The organism is Alishewanella sp. BS5-314, assembly GCF_025377695.1.
In the GTDB taxonomy this organism is placed as follows: Bacteria; Pseudomonadota; Gammaproteobacteria; order Enterobacterales; family Alteromonadaceae; genus Alishewanella; species Alishewanella aestuarii.
Window position 1 is genome coordinate 426243 of sequence record NZ_JACEHJ010000001.1, and the last position, 16267, is coordinate 442509.

Consider the following 16267-nt stretch of genomic DNA (forward strand, 5'->3'; position numbering starts at 1 on the left):
GCAATAATTGAAAAAGTACCATTAATTGCCCAATAAGAAGCTGTTTAGATAAAGCTGTTGGCGATGATATTAGGTTGCCGGACGCACCACTTTAAATGCAATTTTTTTGTAAATATTGAGTTATAAAATAACTTTGTGTATGCTGCCAGAAGTGATGCGATACAAGGAAGTTAAGAATGAGCTGGATACATACTGGTAAGACGCAGGCGTTTAATTACACTGGCCTGGATAAAAACATGGCACAGGAACACGGCATTCGGCTACCGGCTCAGTATCTGGTTAACAAATGGCAGCTCACCCATCAGGCATTGTTGATGCTGGCCAGTCTGAACGATTATGACCAGCAACAGGTAATGAAAGAGATTGAGTACGTTACCCGCTACCCAAGCACGACCTACTCTACCAAGCACAGCTTAAACCCGTTCCGGCGTATCTACCGCACCCGATATCCATTTCGCTGTTACCACTACCTGATTGAATACCGCACGGCGGCCAATGGCCAAGTAGTGATTGATGAAATATTTTTTGATAAAACTCTGGCTGGCGAAAAAACCAATTCCTCCGCCGAGCGTACCATGCTATATCATGTAGGTAGAGACGCTAATCAACGTTATGATCAAGCGAAAGATGAGACGGGTATCAACGCTTTAGGTCTGTCAGTACAAAATATCGAACCAACCAATCAGGTTCGTACCGAACATGCTGCAGTTAATGGCATGCTGAACGATTTAAATAAGGCGGCTTGGTTAATGGGCGTGCATGCCCAGACGGCTTATAGCATGGATACGATATCTGCCTATACGCTGTTTCATAACCCCACTGATGGCGGTATGTTGGACCTGACAGAATGTTTATTTGATAAACTTAGCCGCACTAAATCCCATAATGCGCAATATATAGCTGCGGTGCTGGCACAAGTGCAACAGCAAGGCAGGTCTGTAAAATGGGTAGTACATAGCCAGGGCGCAATTATTTTTAATGCCGCATTAATACATTATCGGGCGCATTATGGTGGCCGTTTAAACCTGCAACAGTTGGCGATACATGGTAGTGGCGCAAATGTACAACGACTAACCAGTATGGCCAGTGGCTTAGGTATAAAAGTTAACGCCGTAAGAAATAACCCCTTTGATCTGGTACCCAATATAGCAGGTGGTAACGATTTATCACCCAGCAGTTTATGCCGCAGCTTAAAATTCTGCGGTTTGGTATTTGGGCCAAAGTCAGGCCCAGGTGTAAGCCCACATACGTTGCCTTATCTCGGCATCGAAACTTACAGGCAGCAATTATGGATGTTGGGTAATCATAAAAAAGCAGCGCAGGTACAACGATATATTCAGATGCATGCAGGTAAGGTTCGCTAATGGGGTTAGTTAAAAACTTATGGCGCGGTTTTGCCGGCGGGGCAGATTTAAATCGCCAGCAAACACACCGGTTTTTACTGGAAGATATTCAGGTGCAAGTGCGCTTGCCGCATTCTAATGTCGAAACCATTGCATCACCACGTCATGTTAATTTTCCTTATAAAACGCCGGGCTGGTTTGAACGTAATATGGAACAACAAAGACAACATTATTACGTGCATTTGCAAACTCGCTGCTGGTTTTATATGTTCCCTTTACTACGCTTTGGCGATGGTGAACTAGGCCACTTATTTTGTTCTCTCTGGCTAAAACGGATTCCGTCTGACGTAAATGCATTAGATCGGCAACAATTGGCTGACTACCTTATTCGCGAATATGATGAACATTATAACGCCGAAATAACACCGGATGATCCCTGCGAACAAGCCAGGGGGGTGAATACCCGTACCAGACAAAAGATTCGTGCCGAAGCAGAATTAGCTGCCTCCAGAGGGTCTACCAGCCGGTTAGATAATCTTGAAAAACATATTGCCTTATCCATTAACTACCCACCTCTGGAACCAGCAAAAATCATTACAATGCACGGTATGGAATGGGTGTCTTATGTAGACAAACCCTTTCCAGCTTCATTAAGAGGGGTAGATTATTACTGCCTGCCGTTGAGCGAACAATTTTGCTTTGCAATTAGCTTTACACTCTACGCCCCTGGATACGGCAATAAACGCTGGCTTAAACATGCCAAAGCAACCCAACAAATGGTACTGGATAGCTTAAAAGTGAGTCCGGCTGATAATACAGCTGATAACTTGCTTGTTCATATCAACGATAAATAACGTGAAATTATTCCTAAATTGGCTTAAAGGCTTTGCCGGTGGACCCGATTTCAACCGCCTGCAAAAGCCCAGTTTTTTGCTGGAAGAGTTTTCTCTTCAGCTCACACTGCCCTACTCCAATATTGGCTCTGCCGAGCCACCAAAGCAGGTGAATTGCCCGTTTCGCTCTAATGGCTGGTTTGAGCAACACCAGCAACAGAAAGATCAGCACAAATATGTCCCGATACATACTGAGGGTTGGTGTTACTTGGCCCCGCTGCTACGTTTTGATGGCGGTGAATACGGCTGGCTATGGTTAAACGTCTGGTTAAAGAAAGTGCCAGAGGGTATTGATGCGCTCGACCGCCATACGCTAGCCCAGCATGTGATTAACGAGCATGATCAGCATTACAACTCTGTTGCTATTGGCGCGGAGGGCGAATATGGCCTTGGCCGAAATACCGAAATTGAGTCAGAGTTGAAAGAATATGCTGAGCTTCGTGCATCCAGAGGTTCGCCATTCACTGAAGAGCGCTACCGCGACGAGCTACAGGGCCGAATCAATAATTATGGCTATCCGCCGCTGCAGCCGGCAAAGCTGATTACCCTACAAGGCTTTGAGTGGGTGTTTTATCAGGAAAAATACGACCGGCACCCAACCCGGACAGACTTTTACTGCCTGCCGCTTAGCAGCAAGTTTTACCTGACGATTGGTTTTAAGCATCGTGTTGATAATGCCAGCGAAAAATCCTGGCAGAAAGATGCGGAGAATGCCCAGCAAAAAATATTGAATCATCTAAATATTAGCATTACTGAAAACAATGAAGCATTTTCCCGAATTGAAAATAAAATTTAAAATATGACTAAATTACCGAACAAGCCAACTTCAAATAAAAATATAAAATTCAATGACATAGCATTTTTCATCCCATTTGGGCTTGTGTGCGGTGTACTCTTAGAAGCATTTACCTACTTGCCATATTGGGCCAACAGAGGTCAGTTTGACAAGCTGCTCAATGACCATTTACCGTTAAGCTCAATTTTCACACTCATTATTGCCCAAATTATAATTATTGCCCTTTATCATTTATTAGGTAACAGGTGTTTCGCAAAAATATTGAGATCTTTCGCTCACCATCTAAGTGTGAGAATTTCGGGGTTTTGCCCACCGATTTATAGCATATTAATAGGCATGAGCCTTTCCACGCTATTGTTCTTATGGAAAAATTCTGAGTACATCTACCTCACAGGCCAAGCAATATTTTTTGCTTTTGTTTTTTTCATGATCGAAATCCTTACATCAAACACTGCAAAAATGACTGACGTGAAGCACTCAACTACCAGCAAAGAAATCGGAGGAATAGTGGTCTCGTCGGTTGTGTTGAGTATCATATTCTTCATATTTTTTAACAACAGACCTATTGAGGTTGGTGTTGAATTGTCTACGGGTGAGTATGGCATAGTAAAAAAAGCTGCAGACAAACAACGTGAATCGATTAACGACTTTTCGCGACAAGCAATAGTAGATAAGGCAATAGAAACCAACAGAGAGTAAACCAGCGTTCTCACAGGTAATAAAATGGAGAATTTTTTTTATGAGCTCACTTTTTGTTACCTAAAATGACTCTGGTGACAACAGCATAAGTTGGCCCTTTAACAGGATCAAAAAACTTAATTCTAACCACTGTAGCTATGCTGCCATTGGCTCCTTGCAAGTCTGTTATATCCATCAAGTGCAGTGCTTTACTGCCAACCTTTGTTAGCGGATGCTCTTCAAGACAACCTATCCAATGTTTCGCATGGTCGCTTTTACCCAATGCAATATTAACAACGGGACTTTCGCTTAGAGGGAATTCGCCTCTCATAGCAACATGATAGCTATGCCCAATTTTGGCCAGCATACGAACAAAAGACCAAATATCGAGTTTTTCTATTTGCTGAACTGCAGGTATATTTTTCTGCTCCAAAACACCAACCATGCCACCCAAATGCATAGTATCTACAGCAAAGATATCGATACTTGCAGGGTTATCATTATTTGATTTCCCCCCAAGGCCTATAGGCGTTACGAAGCAAGGTAAGTGCATAAAAGTGATATTTTCGTCGAATTCAATCTCTTCCGACCACACACCGTCTGGCAGTTTGAACTTCAATTTATTTGGCGTTGGCTTACGCTTACTTCTGCGCCTTGTCTTCAAACCAAGTGCCTGGCGACCTTTTTCCATAAATCCTTTGAGAACTTTTTCTTCGAACTTTGAAGTTATCGCAGCACATACTTTACAAGACGCTTCTGAAAGGACGAAATTGCCGTTTAAACCATACGGTATGATGTGCTCTTCCGATAATGCGTCTGATGCTGAATGGCAATAAATGCATTTGCCTATTGAATCAAATTTTTCCTTCGGTGCCATGTTTAAGGTGTTGAACATGCGAGACTCCAAATAAAAAAGAGCATGATTACTGGATAACTAACTACGTGCATTAATATACGACATGGTACTTAAATACTCATAATGCACCCTGCTATAACCGTCATTTTTATAACGTTTTTGCCGGATGGAAGTACGTAATTTCTGGATGTCAGCAAGGCTAAGCGTTGCTGCTGTGATGCCTTCAATATCGACACAAACGCGATCTACCGCATCCAGGTATTCCTGATCACGTAGTTCCAGCATGGCTTTTTCCAACTTCAGCGCAGCTTGTAGTAATTTAACCCGATTTTTGCCCTTTGTGATTGTGGTATCGCTGCTGTAGGCACGGCGTGAGAAAGTAAACACCAGCAGGTACTCAATTACGTATTCCAAATCTTGAACGTCTATTTTGGTTGATGCGACTCTTGCCATGCTGAAAACCTAATTACCGTTATTTATTTAACGCCTGAAAAATTTGGCATGCCAAATTTATGTTAACCAGAGTCTAAGCGAAGGCGACAACACAGTTCAGCGAAAAGCTACCCCCAATTTTCACAGGCTTTTTTTCGGTGTACCCAGCAAAGCCGCAAGCAAAAAATTTGGCATGCCAAATTCCCAAAGTAGCAACAAAAGATTTAAGGTAGGCATCATGAGCAAGTGCCTCCCTTTTTTTGACTGGCTGCGCCAGACGCTGTGTACAACGCTCATTAACATGGCTGTACACAGCGTCTGGCGCAGCATAGAGCAATTACACGCAGATTTTTAATTGCAGATTGCAACGAAAATCCAAAACGACTAGACTTTAAGCGTAACTCGGGCTTATGCCCAACATCAAGAAAGGCGCTTCTGGCTGCCTGCAATATGTCACCCATCAGGGCAATCATTTAAATCCCACTATATTAACGCGTTTAATCGCCGCGTTTTCCTTTAGCGTTTTCCTTATGTACGGCGTGATCAGTCCGGCCGGTTTATCTAAACACTCGGGGCGAATAGGCTTAATTGCCGCTGAACTGGAGCAATCCAGTCAGTTAGTTCTTACAACTCTACAACCCTATTCCCTGACAGGTATTTGCAATGACTAAATTTGATGTTGAAACAGAACTGGCCAAGTTAAAAGCTGAAACCCGAGAACTCCGGCAAAAGCGGTTTAAAAACTCAAGGCTAAATGCCTACCGTGGCGAACTGGTAACAATGCATGAAGAAGGCGCAACTGTTGCCGAATTGCAGCGTTGGCTTAAAGCCAAACGCATTTCGGTAGCCTGGACTACCGTTAAACGCTGGTTAGATAACCGTGGCTAAATTCGCCAAGCCAGCCAAACAAGCTGCAGCTGTAATGAAACAGCTGCAAGGCGATGTGGTTAAATCAGTCGGCTCAGTGCGTAACTATGAGCAGGCGTTAACCACTATCGCCGACTACTGCCAACAAATGAAGCTGCCGAGCCTAAGGGCAATGTCGATAGATGATGCGATTACTTACCTGGAGCTACGCGGCCAGTTTGTTGGGCAGAAAACGCTGGATCTTGAGCGCCAAGCGCTACAAAAAATGCTCCATCATGTCAGTAAGGCGCTACCAGAAAATTCCCGTCTACCGGTTATAAAATCTGAACAACAACAAGTTCTAAAATCCCGCGCTTACTCTGAGCGGCAAGTGGAGATTGTTGCTGGTAAACAACTAGCGTCAAATTCACTGGCTACTCAGCTAAGCTACGCTGCTGGTTTACGTGCTCACGAGCTACTAACACTGGCACGCTGCAACGAACGGTCAGCAGACAAGCGACCTGCCAACGAGCACAAATGGGCCGGACGTGATGGTGTTTTATATACGGTGCAAGGTAAAGGTGGCCTGATCCGCCAGGTGCTCTTGCCGAGCAAACTAGCTGAAGAGTTGGAGTTACACCGCAGAACGCAGCCGATTACGGTGCGCGACCGGGATATTAACTACCTAAGCCGATACAATATTGCTGGTGGCCAGCGCTGGTCAAACTCATTTAGCGCAGCATCTAAGCGAGCATTAGGCTGGTCACGCGGCGCTCATGGCTTACGCCATAGCTACGCCCAACAGCGGATGTACGAGTTGCAAATGCAAGGTTTAACCAGAGTTGTAGCGTTGGAAACCGTTTCACAGGAAATGGGGCATTTCAGACCAGAGATTACCGAAACGTACCTTAGATAGAATTTGGCATGCCAAATTCTATCTTTCTGCGGCGAGCATTTCCCTCTAATTGGTTGAGACGTACCCACGCTTAAATTTATTTGATCTGTTACGTACGACTCGAACTGCATCACCTGTAGCAAGCTTTGCCACTGGTAAATCAAGAACAACGTTGATGATGTCTGCCATTGCGTTATTGCTAAAACGAAATTTTTTTGGCAATCCATTGGGCTCATCAAATTTGCTGTCAAATGCCAGTACGAAGTCTTTAATATCCGACTCTCGACCATTAATCACTTGCTCAGGATACTGAGAATGGGCAGGCTCTGGTTGCTCTTTCTCAAATTCAGCAATCGCTGCGACTAAATCAGACACATCAGGCCAGTACTTCAAATCATATTGATACGTTAGCGCTTCTATTTTTTCAGACACATGAGTCTGATATAAATAATTATCTTTGCATGCTAACCCAAGTAAATCACCGATAAATTGATAGTCTGATTTTGAAAATCCCGACTTTTCATACAGATCGGATTGCCTCTTTAATTTACCGGATAAATTGAGGGCAAGATTTACGATATCTTGCTGTAGCTCTCTAAGTTCCTTGAGGTCAACTCTTGCCTGTACCACATCTTTCTTGCTGTAATCGATGCTGCACCAAATATGCTCTAGAGTCAGCCATAGGTATGAGTTGTTGGGCGGCGCTTGTTCCATCATATCCATATATCCAAACTCTCCAACCAACTCTTCAAAGGGCTGAATTAGCTCATTCGCTCGCTGAATCATACTCTCCATTGTTGGCCAGTAACTCATCCAAATTCGTTTTTCTCTATAACTGTTAAGCTCTCGCTGAATAAATGCTTTGCAGAAGTTGCTCGGGCTATCTTTGGGAAGTGTCATTTAATGACTCCTGTTAATTAACTTGTTAAGGAGCCTAACTGACTATGAAATCAGTGTCCGTATCTGAATAAAATTTTTCAGTGCACTTTCAGATCGCCAACAGTGACACCATCACTTTGGACAATGATATTTGCTGTAACTGAGCATGTTTCTTGCCAAAAAAACCTTGAAAGCTAAGATATTCTTAGTATAAATGAGACTCAAATACTAAGAAGTTCTTAGCAAAAAATTTGGCATGCCAAATTCCTTTTCAAGGAACGCGGCTTGCCATTTTGTAATCCTGGAGAGTAGATGAACACTGACAATCTTTATCAGATAGTAGAGTTAAGGCCACTTATACCGGCTATTATCGAGCTACAGAACCGTATTGCTGGTATCGAGAAATACTGTGAACCGTTAGGTTTTGAGCTGGCAGAATCTTACGAGACTGAAGAGCAACTATTTTACGATTTGTTCAGCCAGAAAGCCTTTGCTTTTCAGGTTAGCAACGAACAAGAAGAGTGTTGGGATATCCTGACTGAAACCTTCACTCAATTTGCGGCGCGCAGTACTGACCTGACCTTCGCTGCTAAAGGCAATGCTCAGGAACGTTTACAAGCCATCAGTAAATGGCTGATCCAGCTTTGCGACTGGAGCCAATCCGGTTTCTCAAATACCACCCGCCACTAAGCACCAAGCTGTCACTTAAAGCTGTAGATCTGCAGGAAAATTTGGCATGCCAAATTTTTAGTCAACCTCTACCAAGGGTTTGTAACTGCTAATCTGAAAAACCTCCCCTAAATTGACCCTAGGTTGTTTCTGCTTTTCCTCAGGATTTATGAAAAATAGATAAATATTGACGTCGTCATCCCTTTAGGCTGGGTGCTTTATGAAACCAATGTTTTATCGAATCGAAGAAATTGCAGCTTTGCTGCATGTATCAAAACAAACACTGTACAACCATATCAACCATAACAAAAAATCAGCTGATCGCTACCCTATTCCACCTTACATTCGAATTAACGGACGCTTGCTGTTTTCTGTCTCAGAGTTTGAAGCTTGGGTTAAAGCCCAACCTCGAAATTGATTCAGATAGCGCGCAATGAATAATGCAGTTTATCAGTGCGATCTAACCTGGCCGTACAAACTGAAATCTGATCTGTTTTCGCTGATGCTACCTGTGTTTGCATTAGATGGAAAAGCTACCAATGACGCAATTATTTATTATAAGGGGCTGTACTTAGAGATAAATACTATAAAAAATTCCATAGGCAGAGCCACGATCAAGGACAAAGCCATTCTGGTGTTTTGCCTAAGCCAGCTGATGGTCAAGCTTAATAACTCCTATGAAACAGGCAATATCGCATCGTTTACCGCATACGACTTTTTAACCACAATAGGCAAAGGTACAACAGGTAAAGACTATAAAGACCTTGAAAAGTCGCTTCAGAGACTTAACAACACCCGAATAACCACAAATTTGACAGTGAAAGGGATTAGTCTGCCCACAGAGGCTCGGCTTATCACAGAATACCGATATATCAAAACGTCAGCAGCTAACTATATTGAGGTAACACTGCCTGAATGGCTACTCGAATGCGCCCATAAAGGCATAGTACTAGACTTGCATAGCACTTACTTTGAGTTATCTCGACCTTTGCATCGCAGAATTTACGAAATCTGCCAACAAAAATGTGGAGGGATTTACCCAAAAGGAAAAATCTCTGTCAGCAACCTACATAGATTAGTTGGAAGTGGCAGCTCTGTGGCTAAATTCCGTTGTGTCATACGTGAACTCACACAAACGTGGAACCTTGAGCATTTCACTTTAACCCTTAACAAATCGATTCTTCACATCAGCAAAACTTTGCAAAAATCAGAACAGCCCACTGTAAGCGGCGTTGCAGATACAGATCAAAGCTAGCTGTGTATAGCCAGTGGGAAACCTGTAAAAACCATCGTACTTTTAGGAGTGGATAGCCACGTACTTTTGGGAATTTTTATCGTACTTTTGGAAATCCCTACTCTGTGATTATGAAGAAAAATTTACCTTCCAAGGCTTACTTGGCAAGACTTACACTCTTAGAACGATTATAGAAGCAAGATTTTGTAACTCTTTATCACTAAAAAGAAAAATAACTTATTATTAATGCCCCCAGAGCCAGGTTTTTGTATTGTTTGCAATATCGACAAATAGTCACTGCAGTCAACGACGCTTAGTGACAGAAGCGGAAGTTCGTGCATAAGATCGAATACAACCTCAGCAAGATATGGGATGTCTAAGCATTTAGTAGCTATTTAGTGTATCCCCCCAATTTTTGATAAAACTTCAATTTGGGTATCTGGAGCATTAGCTTTCTGGCAATGCCAGCCGAAAAGCTTTATACTTTTGCGCTTAAATTTTGATTTAGTACAATTATTTCAATGAGGATGGGCCGGTGTAATTAGATAACACATTAAAATTGCTAGTAAAGTTGAGAGTTGGGAGCCATTGCTACAAAAGGCGCAACTTTAAGTGCAATTTATGCTGTGTTGTCCCAGTTATTACCGTTTAATTTAACTCATTGGATGTTTTATGTTGAAATCTATTCAGCAGAACTGGTTCTCTAACCTTAGAGGCGATGTTCTGGCTGCTATTGTTGTGGCACTTGCCCTTATTCCTGAAGCCATTGCTTTTTCCATCATCGCTGGTGTTGACCCTAAAGTCGGCTTGTATGCGTCATTCGCTATCTGTGTAATTATCGCTTTTACTGGTGCCCGACCGGGCATGATCTCAGCAGCCACCGGCGCGATGGCCTTGTTGATGGTCACTTTAGTAAAGCAACATGGTTTGGAATACCTGTTAGCCGCCACCTTATTGACCGGTGTTATTCAAATTGTATTTGGCCTGTTTAAATTGGGTGATTTAATGCGATTTGTATCGCGGTCTGTGGTGACCGGCTTTGTTAATGCATTAGCGATTCTGATCTTTATGGCGCAATTGCCTGAGCTTAGTGGCACTTATGGCACTACTACCGTGTATGGTATGACAGCTCTAGGATTGGCAATAATTTACCTTTTTCCATATGTTACCAAAACCATACCGTCACCGCTGGTATGTATCGTGGTATTAACCGCACTGGCGTTTTATTTTGGTATGGATATCCGTACCGTAGCTGATATGGGCGAACTGCCGGACAGCTTGCCAATTTTCTTGTGGCCGGACGTGCCGCTTAACTTTGAAACCCTGCAAATTATCTTCCCTTATGCGTTGGCACTCGCAGTAGTGGGCATTTTAGAGTCGTTAATGACCGCCACTATTGTTGATGATTTAACCGATACCTCAAGTGATAAAAACCGCGAATGTGTTGGCCAGGGTGTCGCCAATATTGGCTCAGGCTTAATTGGCGGCATGGCCGGTTGCGCGATGATTGGTCAGTCGATTATTAACGTTAAATCTGGTGGTCGTACCCGTTTATCTGCGTTACTGGCTGGTGTCATCTTATTAATTATGGTGGTGTTTTTAGATACATGGGTCGGCATGATCCCAATGGCGGCATTAGTTGCGGTAATGATTATGGTATCTATAGGTACTTTTAGCTGGGGATCAATTAAAGATTTGACGAAGAACCCCAAAAGTTCCTCGTTAGTGATGATAGCTACTGTAATCGTCGTAGTATTTACACATAACCTCGCGTATGGCGTTTTAGTAGGCGTGTTGTTGAGTGCACTGTTTTTTGCCAATAAAGTGGGGCAAATATTGTATATCGGCTCTAGTCTGTCAAAGGATGGCCACCAGCGAACGTACAGCGTTGTGGGACAGGTGTTCTTTAGTTCTAGCGAACAGTTTGTTGCCGCTTTTGACTTTAAAGAAGCTGTGGAAAAAGTCACGATTGATTTAAGCAAAACACATTTCTGGGATATCACCGCAGTAAGCTCCCTCGACAAAGTAGTGCTGAAGTTTCGCCGTGAAGGTACACAAGTAGAGCTGGTTGGATTAAACGAGGCCAGCGCAACTTTAGTAGACAAGTTTGCTGTACATAACCAACCAGATGCAGTTGAAAAACTGATGGGCCATTAGGAGAGCCAACATGAGCAGAAAAGTACTGGCGTGTATTGACGCCTCACCCTATGCCGAAGCGGTATGTGACTATGCAGCGTGGGCAGCAAAAAGGTTAAATGTTGCCATGTCGGTGATTCATGTACTGGATAAAGCAGCCAAGGCAGTAACAACTGACCTTAGTGGAAGTATTGGTTTAGGCAGCCAAGAGGCACTCTTAGCGCAATTAGCAGAGCTTGACGAAAAGCATGGGAAACTTGCGCTGGAAAGCGGTCGTATTATGCTGGATGCTGCCAAGGCACGTGCAGAAGCGGCTGGAGTCATTAGCGTAGACGAACGCTTGCGCCACGGCGAGCTTGTAGAAACTTTAGCTGAGCTGGAGGAAGAGACACGCCTGTTGGTATTGGGTAAGCGTGGCTTTAGCAGTGCCGATGCTCATGGTCATATTGGCCTTCATGTTGAGCGTGTTATCCGCACACTGCATAAACCCATCTTACTAACCCAGCAAATATACACTGAGCCGAAAAGCATAATGCTGGCCTATGACGGTAGCGCCACCGCGCTTAAAGGACTGGAAATGCTAGCGGCCAGCCCGTTGGGTAAAGGCTTACCGGTGCACCTGGTAATGGCCGGTGCCAATACCGCAGCGACTGAAGCTCAAATGGCCAGCGCCGCAACGATTCTACGTAACGCTGGTTTTGATACAGCAGTGGCTATAGTCGGTGGCGAGCCAGAAACCGTACTGCATCAGTACCAGCAGCAGCACAATATTGATTTACTGGTTATGGGGGCCTACGGCCACTCACGTATCCGCCAGTTTATTGTTGGCAGCACTACCACCGCGATGATAAGCAGGGCGAAGTGTAGCTTATTGATTCTGAGGTAATGGTGTGAGGCCCGGTACATTACTGGGCCTGTTTATTTGGCAACCAAATGGAAACTCAACCTGCTATGCGTTTGATTAGCCGCCTGCAACATATTAAAACACAACCGGAGCACAAACTTGCTGAACGTGTCTCAACCCGAGCGATTGTGCTTGAAGGTGAGCAAATATTACTTCTTTATACCCGCCGTTATAATGATTACAGCCTGCCCGGTGGTGGTGTAGATGAAGGTGAAACACTGAAGGATGCGCTTGTCCGAGAACTACGGGAAGAAACCGGCGCACATAATATCCGTATATTGGCAGAGTTTGGTATGGTCGATGAATACAGGCCATGGTATCGCAATGGCATTGATGTGATGTTTATGCGTTCATATTGCTATGTATGCCAGATAGACAGCGAACTCGGAATACCAGATCTGGAAGAATACGAGCATGCCAATGGTATGCAAGTGTGCTGGATGAACATATACGATGCCATCTCACATAACAGGGCAGTCATGGCAAACGAGTCTGATTCTACAGGTTTATCAATTGTACGTGAAACACTGCTTCTTGAAGCTATTGTAAATGAGTATTTAATCGGTTAGAGCATTGAAAACTAATCTGCTAAAGGCGGGATTAGAGATAGTACATCAAAATGAATAGACTCCAAAATGGCCTAATTTCATCAACGTTTAGTAGCAGATTTGGGATATTAACCTCAAATCTGATACTTCCACTATCCGCTCTTTGCAGTCGCAGTAAAGTTAGCAAATTTGGTAGCGATTCATCATTTGTTACAAAAGGGGCAAATAGCATACCCCTCTTGTCACGGTTTACCCCATCAACTCAGCCAGCAAAGCCAACTTTTGCTCCTTGGTAAAACCAGAAACTAAGCTTTTAAAACCAACAATATCGGTTTCTTTTTTCTGTTCGACCAAACCTGCATACTGCATAATTTTTTGAGCGATGCGTTCAACAGGTTCACGTAGTTCTTCGGCTGTCAGTATGGTGTAGCCGCCGGTTACATCGTTACGCCCCGTTTTATGGTTTAGTAACCGCTTAATGGTATAGGTGCCAATACCCAAGCTCTCCGCAATTGAACAGTAAGTTCGCCGCAGGTCATGCAGTGTAAAGCTGATACCTGCCTGCTCGTTGATCTTTTGAATCACCTTTTTAGGCTCTGTAATGCGGCCTAAGCGATTATTAGCCCCGAATACGAAGTCCGTTACCTTGTATTCCTTACGTCGCAGCAGAATGGCTTTTAAAGGCGCGGTAATCGGCAATTCAAGATCATCATGGTTTTTGGTATCCCGAAGAATAAACAGTTCGTCTTTAAGATAAACATCCTGCCACTTCAGTTCTAACAACTCAGTACGGCGTAAGCCGGTATAAGCAGTAAACTCAACATAATCACAAACTGCGACCGTAAAGTCTTGCCGGTAGGCTATCGCTTCATCGCGCAGTGTATTTATTGCTTGCAGAAACGGCTTTAATTGGGATGGCCGCAGCCTTGTCTGGCGACGAGCCACATTATTCCAGGCACGTTTTTCAGATAACACCACAACCGGATTTACCGGAAATAAAGTGCGGTTGGCCGAGTCTTTATATTCAGCTTTGGCAAAATTAAATAAGGCTCGCAGCGTGCGCATGGTGTAATCGGCTTGCGCCCTGCTCGACTGGCTAAGCTTTTGATGACGCTTGTACACCATATCTTCGCTGATATCGGCCATCCGCTTTTGCTGCCAATCAGCGAGGTAGCATTTCATCAATTGCTGATAGCCGCGCAAAGTGGTGTCTTTTAAATCACGCTGCTCAAGGAAACGCTGGAATACTTCAGACAGCTTAACTGAAGCGGCGCGAAACTGACGCTTGCTGTCATTTGGGTTGATACCATCAGCCATATCCGCCATCGCTTTTCGCGCCAAACGACGGGCGCTTTCTACAGTTAATGCCGGAAAATCACCAAGTGTCACTGATAACGGGGTTGCCCTGCCAGCCAGCTTTTTATAAACACGGAAGGCCTTTTTACCGGTGGTGACATCGAGCACTAAGCCTGGCATCTGGGTATCGTGCCAACGGGTGCGTTTTTCGGTAACGGGTAAGGCTGAAATTTCAGCTTCGGTAAAGCGAATGTGGTTGGTTCTGGTCATAGCGGTGCTACCTCTGTGCTACTTTCAATGCAAAATCGACGGCGTTGTTTTGCAACGCATTTATGCATCAAAGGTAGCTAACCAAGCAATAAGCTGCTGAATTAGCTATGTAATTTAGTAAAAGTCTATTTCAATCAGTAAACAGCAGTAAACCGCCTTAGAAGGCCTCATAATCGATCGGTCGCTGGTTCGAGTCCAGCTGGGGCCACCATCTCCCCTGATTTACTTCAGAAAAATCAATAGCGTAAAAGCTTTATAACTTTGCTGTCGCGCCCTCTGTCATGGCTTTATAGGCTAACTTAAACTTACACTGAGCTCTAGTAATGCGTTCTTTACCGTTATCACTTTAATGTGATTTCTGCATTCATCTTCATAAGGCTTCTGGCAATTGGCAATCCGTTTTAGCCGTGCGCTGTTAATAGCTCACACAATGGCTGGTTAATATAGTAATTGCCACGGCCTATTTTTTGTTTCTGTAAAAACCCATGCTCAACCAGCAACTCCAGATACTTCGTCGCCGTAATACGGCTCACACTTAACTCCTCCACCAGAAATTCGATCTTGGTATAAGGATGAGAAAACAGATTATTTAATAGCCCCTGGCGATAAATTTTCGGTAGCTGCTCGCGCAACCGGTGTTTTACATCTTGCATCAAGATTTTGATATTGGTGATCAGGTTGATGGTATCTTGAGCAGTTACCGTAATACCGTCCAGCATATACAACAGCCAAGGCTCCCAGTTACCTGTTTCACGCACCTGCTGCAATTGTATGTAGTAATCAGCTTTATGCGTAATAATAAAACGGCTTAAATACAATACCGGCAGGTTGAGTAAGCCTTTCGCCACCAAGTACAGAATATTGATAATGCGCCCGGTACGGCCATTGCCATCGTAAAACGGGTGAATACTTTCAAACTGATGGTGGATCAGTGCCATCTTAACCAGTGGATCCGCGTCACAAAGGCTATCGTCATTGATATACTGCACTAAGTTAGCCATAAGCTGGCTGATCTCATTAGCATGTTGTGGCGGTGTATACACTACTTCACCGGTACGGGCATTTTTTAGTGCTGTGCCGGGTAAACGGCGTAAACCCGCCTGATTATGCTCTAACTGTTGCTGTACGGCTAAAATATCATCCAGCCGGATTAAGCCAGTTTGCCTGACGGTAACAAAAGCTTGTTTCAGTGCGAAAGCATAGTCTTGCACTTCTTTGGTTGCCGGATTGGTTAACGCTTCTTCAAACAAGTTGGCTTTGTAAAGCTCATCATGGGTGGTGACAATATTCTCCACCTCCGAGCTGTCTTTCGCTTCTTGCAAGGCGAGAGTGTTAATTAAGATGGCTTCATTCGGGATACTGGCAGCTACCCCTTTAAGCTCTGCCAGATAACGATGGGCTTCAGCCGCTTTTTTCAGCACATTGCGGGTTTCCCAAATAGCTATATCTGCCAGTGGTAACTGAGGTAAGTTATTATGCATAGAAAATCGCTTTTTCTAATCTTGTGGTGAGCAATATACATAGAAAAACGCAAAACTTATACATAACGTAATCTAAATGTATAAAAAATAGAAGAAGCTATACATAAATTT

The 16267-nt window shown here is 43.8% G+C and carries 17 protein-coding genes; 12 read left to right on the forward strand and 5 right to left on the reverse strand.

The annotated features are described in order from the left end of the window. Positions 1-176 precede the first annotated feature (176 nt). Genes H1D31_RS01975 through H1D31_RS01990 form a run of 4 tightly spaced genes read left to right on the forward strand, consistent with a single transcriptional unit; the run spans position 177 to position 3731 of the window. The gene (locus tag H1D31_RS01975; protein ID WP_134059092.1) at positions 177-1364 is read left to right on the forward strand and encodes a hypothetical protein; all 1188 of its coding nucleotides are present in this window, start codon (positions 177-179) and stop codon (positions 1362-1364) included. Beyond that, the gene (locus H1D31_RS01980; RefSeq protein ID WP_134059089.1) at positions 1364-2197 is read left to right on the forward strand and encodes a hypothetical protein; all 834 of its coding nucleotides are present in this window, start codon (positions 1364-1366) and stop codon (positions 2195-2197) included. The genes H1D31_RS01975 and H1D31_RS01980 overlap by 1 nt, the downstream gene beginning before the upstream one ends. 1 nt (position 2198) lies before the next feature. Beyond that, complete coding sequence (locus H1D31_RS01985; protein WP_261255535.1) at positions 2199-3032, forward strand: hypothetical protein; 834 nt, start codon at positions 2199-2201, stop codon at positions 3030-3032. 3 nt (positions 3033-3035) lie between these two features. Next, positions 3036-3731 (forward strand): hypothetical protein, encoded by a 696-nt coding sequence (locus tag H1D31_RS01990; protein WP_261255537.1) that lies wholly within the window; start codon positions 3036-3038, stop codon positions 3729-3731. Positions 3732-3777: 46 nt separating this feature from the next. Here H1D31_RS01990 and H1D31_RS01995 read toward each other — a convergent pair whose 3' ends face one another. Further along, positions 3778-4605 carry an HNH endonuclease gene (locus H1D31_RS01995; RefSeq protein ID WP_261255540.1) on the reverse strand — a complete coding sequence of 276 codons (828 nt, stop codon included), beginning with the start codon at positions 4603-4605 and terminating at the stop codon, positions 3778-3780. 39 nt (positions 4606-4644) lie between these two features. After that, positions 4645-5019: a hypothetical protein gene (locus tag H1D31_RS02000; RefSeq protein WP_134057941.1), complete on the reverse strand. Its 375-nt coding sequence runs from the start codon at positions 5017-5019 to the stop codon at positions 4645-4647. 642 nt (positions 5020-5661) lie between these two features. On the opposite strand from H1D31_RS02000, the gene H1D31_RS02005 reads away from it, so the two are divergent. Further along, a complete protein-coding gene (locus tag H1D31_RS02005; RefSeq protein ID WP_134057943.1) occupies positions 5662-5886 on the forward strand; it encodes a hypothetical protein in 225 nt (74 codons plus the stop codon). 34 nt (positions 5887-5920) lie between these two features. Then, positions 5921-6760, forward strand: coding sequence for a tyrosine-type recombinase/integrase (locus tag H1D31_RS02010; protein ID WP_261255545.1), 840 nt, complete (start codon positions 5921-5923; stop codon positions 6758-6760). A gap of 45 nt (positions 6761-6805) precedes the next feature. Here the strand turns inward: H1D31_RS02010 and H1D31_RS02015 are convergent, their stop codons facing one another. Continuing rightward, positions 6806-7639, reverse strand: a complete 834-nt coding sequence (locus H1D31_RS02015; protein ID WP_261255547.1) for a hypothetical protein — start codon at positions 7637-7639, stop codon at positions 6806-6808. Between the two features lie 291 nt (positions 7640-7930). Between H1D31_RS02015 and H1D31_RS02020 the strand changes: the two genes are divergently transcribed. The 6 genes from H1D31_RS02020 (at position 7931) to H1D31_RS02045 (ending at position 13130) form a co-directional block, all read left to right on the forward strand. Beyond that, entirely contained in the window at positions 7931-8308 is a 378-nt protein-coding gene (locus tag H1D31_RS02020; RefSeq protein ID WP_261255549.1) for a hypothetical protein, read from the forward strand. 199 nt (positions 8309-8507) lie between these two features. Continuing rightward, positions 8508-8705, forward strand: coding sequence for a helix-turn-helix transcriptional regulator (locus H1D31_RS02025; protein ID WP_261255552.1), 198 nt, complete (start codon positions 8508-8510; stop codon positions 8703-8705). 15 nt (positions 8706-8720) lie between these two features. Further along, the gene (locus H1D31_RS02030; protein ID WP_261255554.1) at positions 8721-9542 is read left to right on the forward strand and encodes a replication initiator protein A; all 822 of its coding nucleotides are present in this window, start codon (positions 8721-8723) and stop codon (positions 9540-9542) included. A gap of 651 nt (positions 9543-10193) precedes the next feature. Beyond that, positions 10194-11678: a SulP family inorganic anion transporter gene (locus tag H1D31_RS02035; protein WP_261255556.1), complete on the forward strand. Its 1485-nt coding sequence runs from the start codon at positions 10194-10196 to the stop codon at positions 11676-11678. Between the two features lie 10 nt (positions 11679-11688). Then, positions 11689-12543, forward strand: coding sequence for a universal stress protein (locus tag H1D31_RS02040; RefSeq protein WP_261255559.1), 855 nt, complete (start codon positions 11689-11691; stop codon positions 12541-12543). A gap of 65 nt (positions 12544-12608) precedes the next feature. Then, complete coding sequence (locus H1D31_RS02045; protein ID WP_409976774.1) at positions 12609-13130, forward strand: NUDIX hydrolase; 522 nt, start codon at positions 12609-12611, stop codon at positions 13128-13130. Between the two features lie 228 nt (positions 13131-13358). On the opposite strand, the gene H1D31_RS02050 is transcribed toward H1D31_RS02045, so the two are convergent. Beyond that, the gene (locus tag H1D31_RS02050; protein WP_261255563.1) at positions 13359-14675 is read right to left on the reverse strand and encodes an integrase family protein; all 1317 of its coding nucleotides are present in this window, start codon (positions 14673-14675) and stop codon (positions 13359-13361) included. 401 nt (positions 14676-15076) lie between these two features. Next, entirely contained in the window at positions 15077-16156 is a 1080-nt protein-coding gene (locus H1D31_RS02055; protein WP_065955351.1) for a Fic family protein, read from the reverse strand. Between the last annotated feature and the right edge of the window lie 111 nt (positions 16157-16267).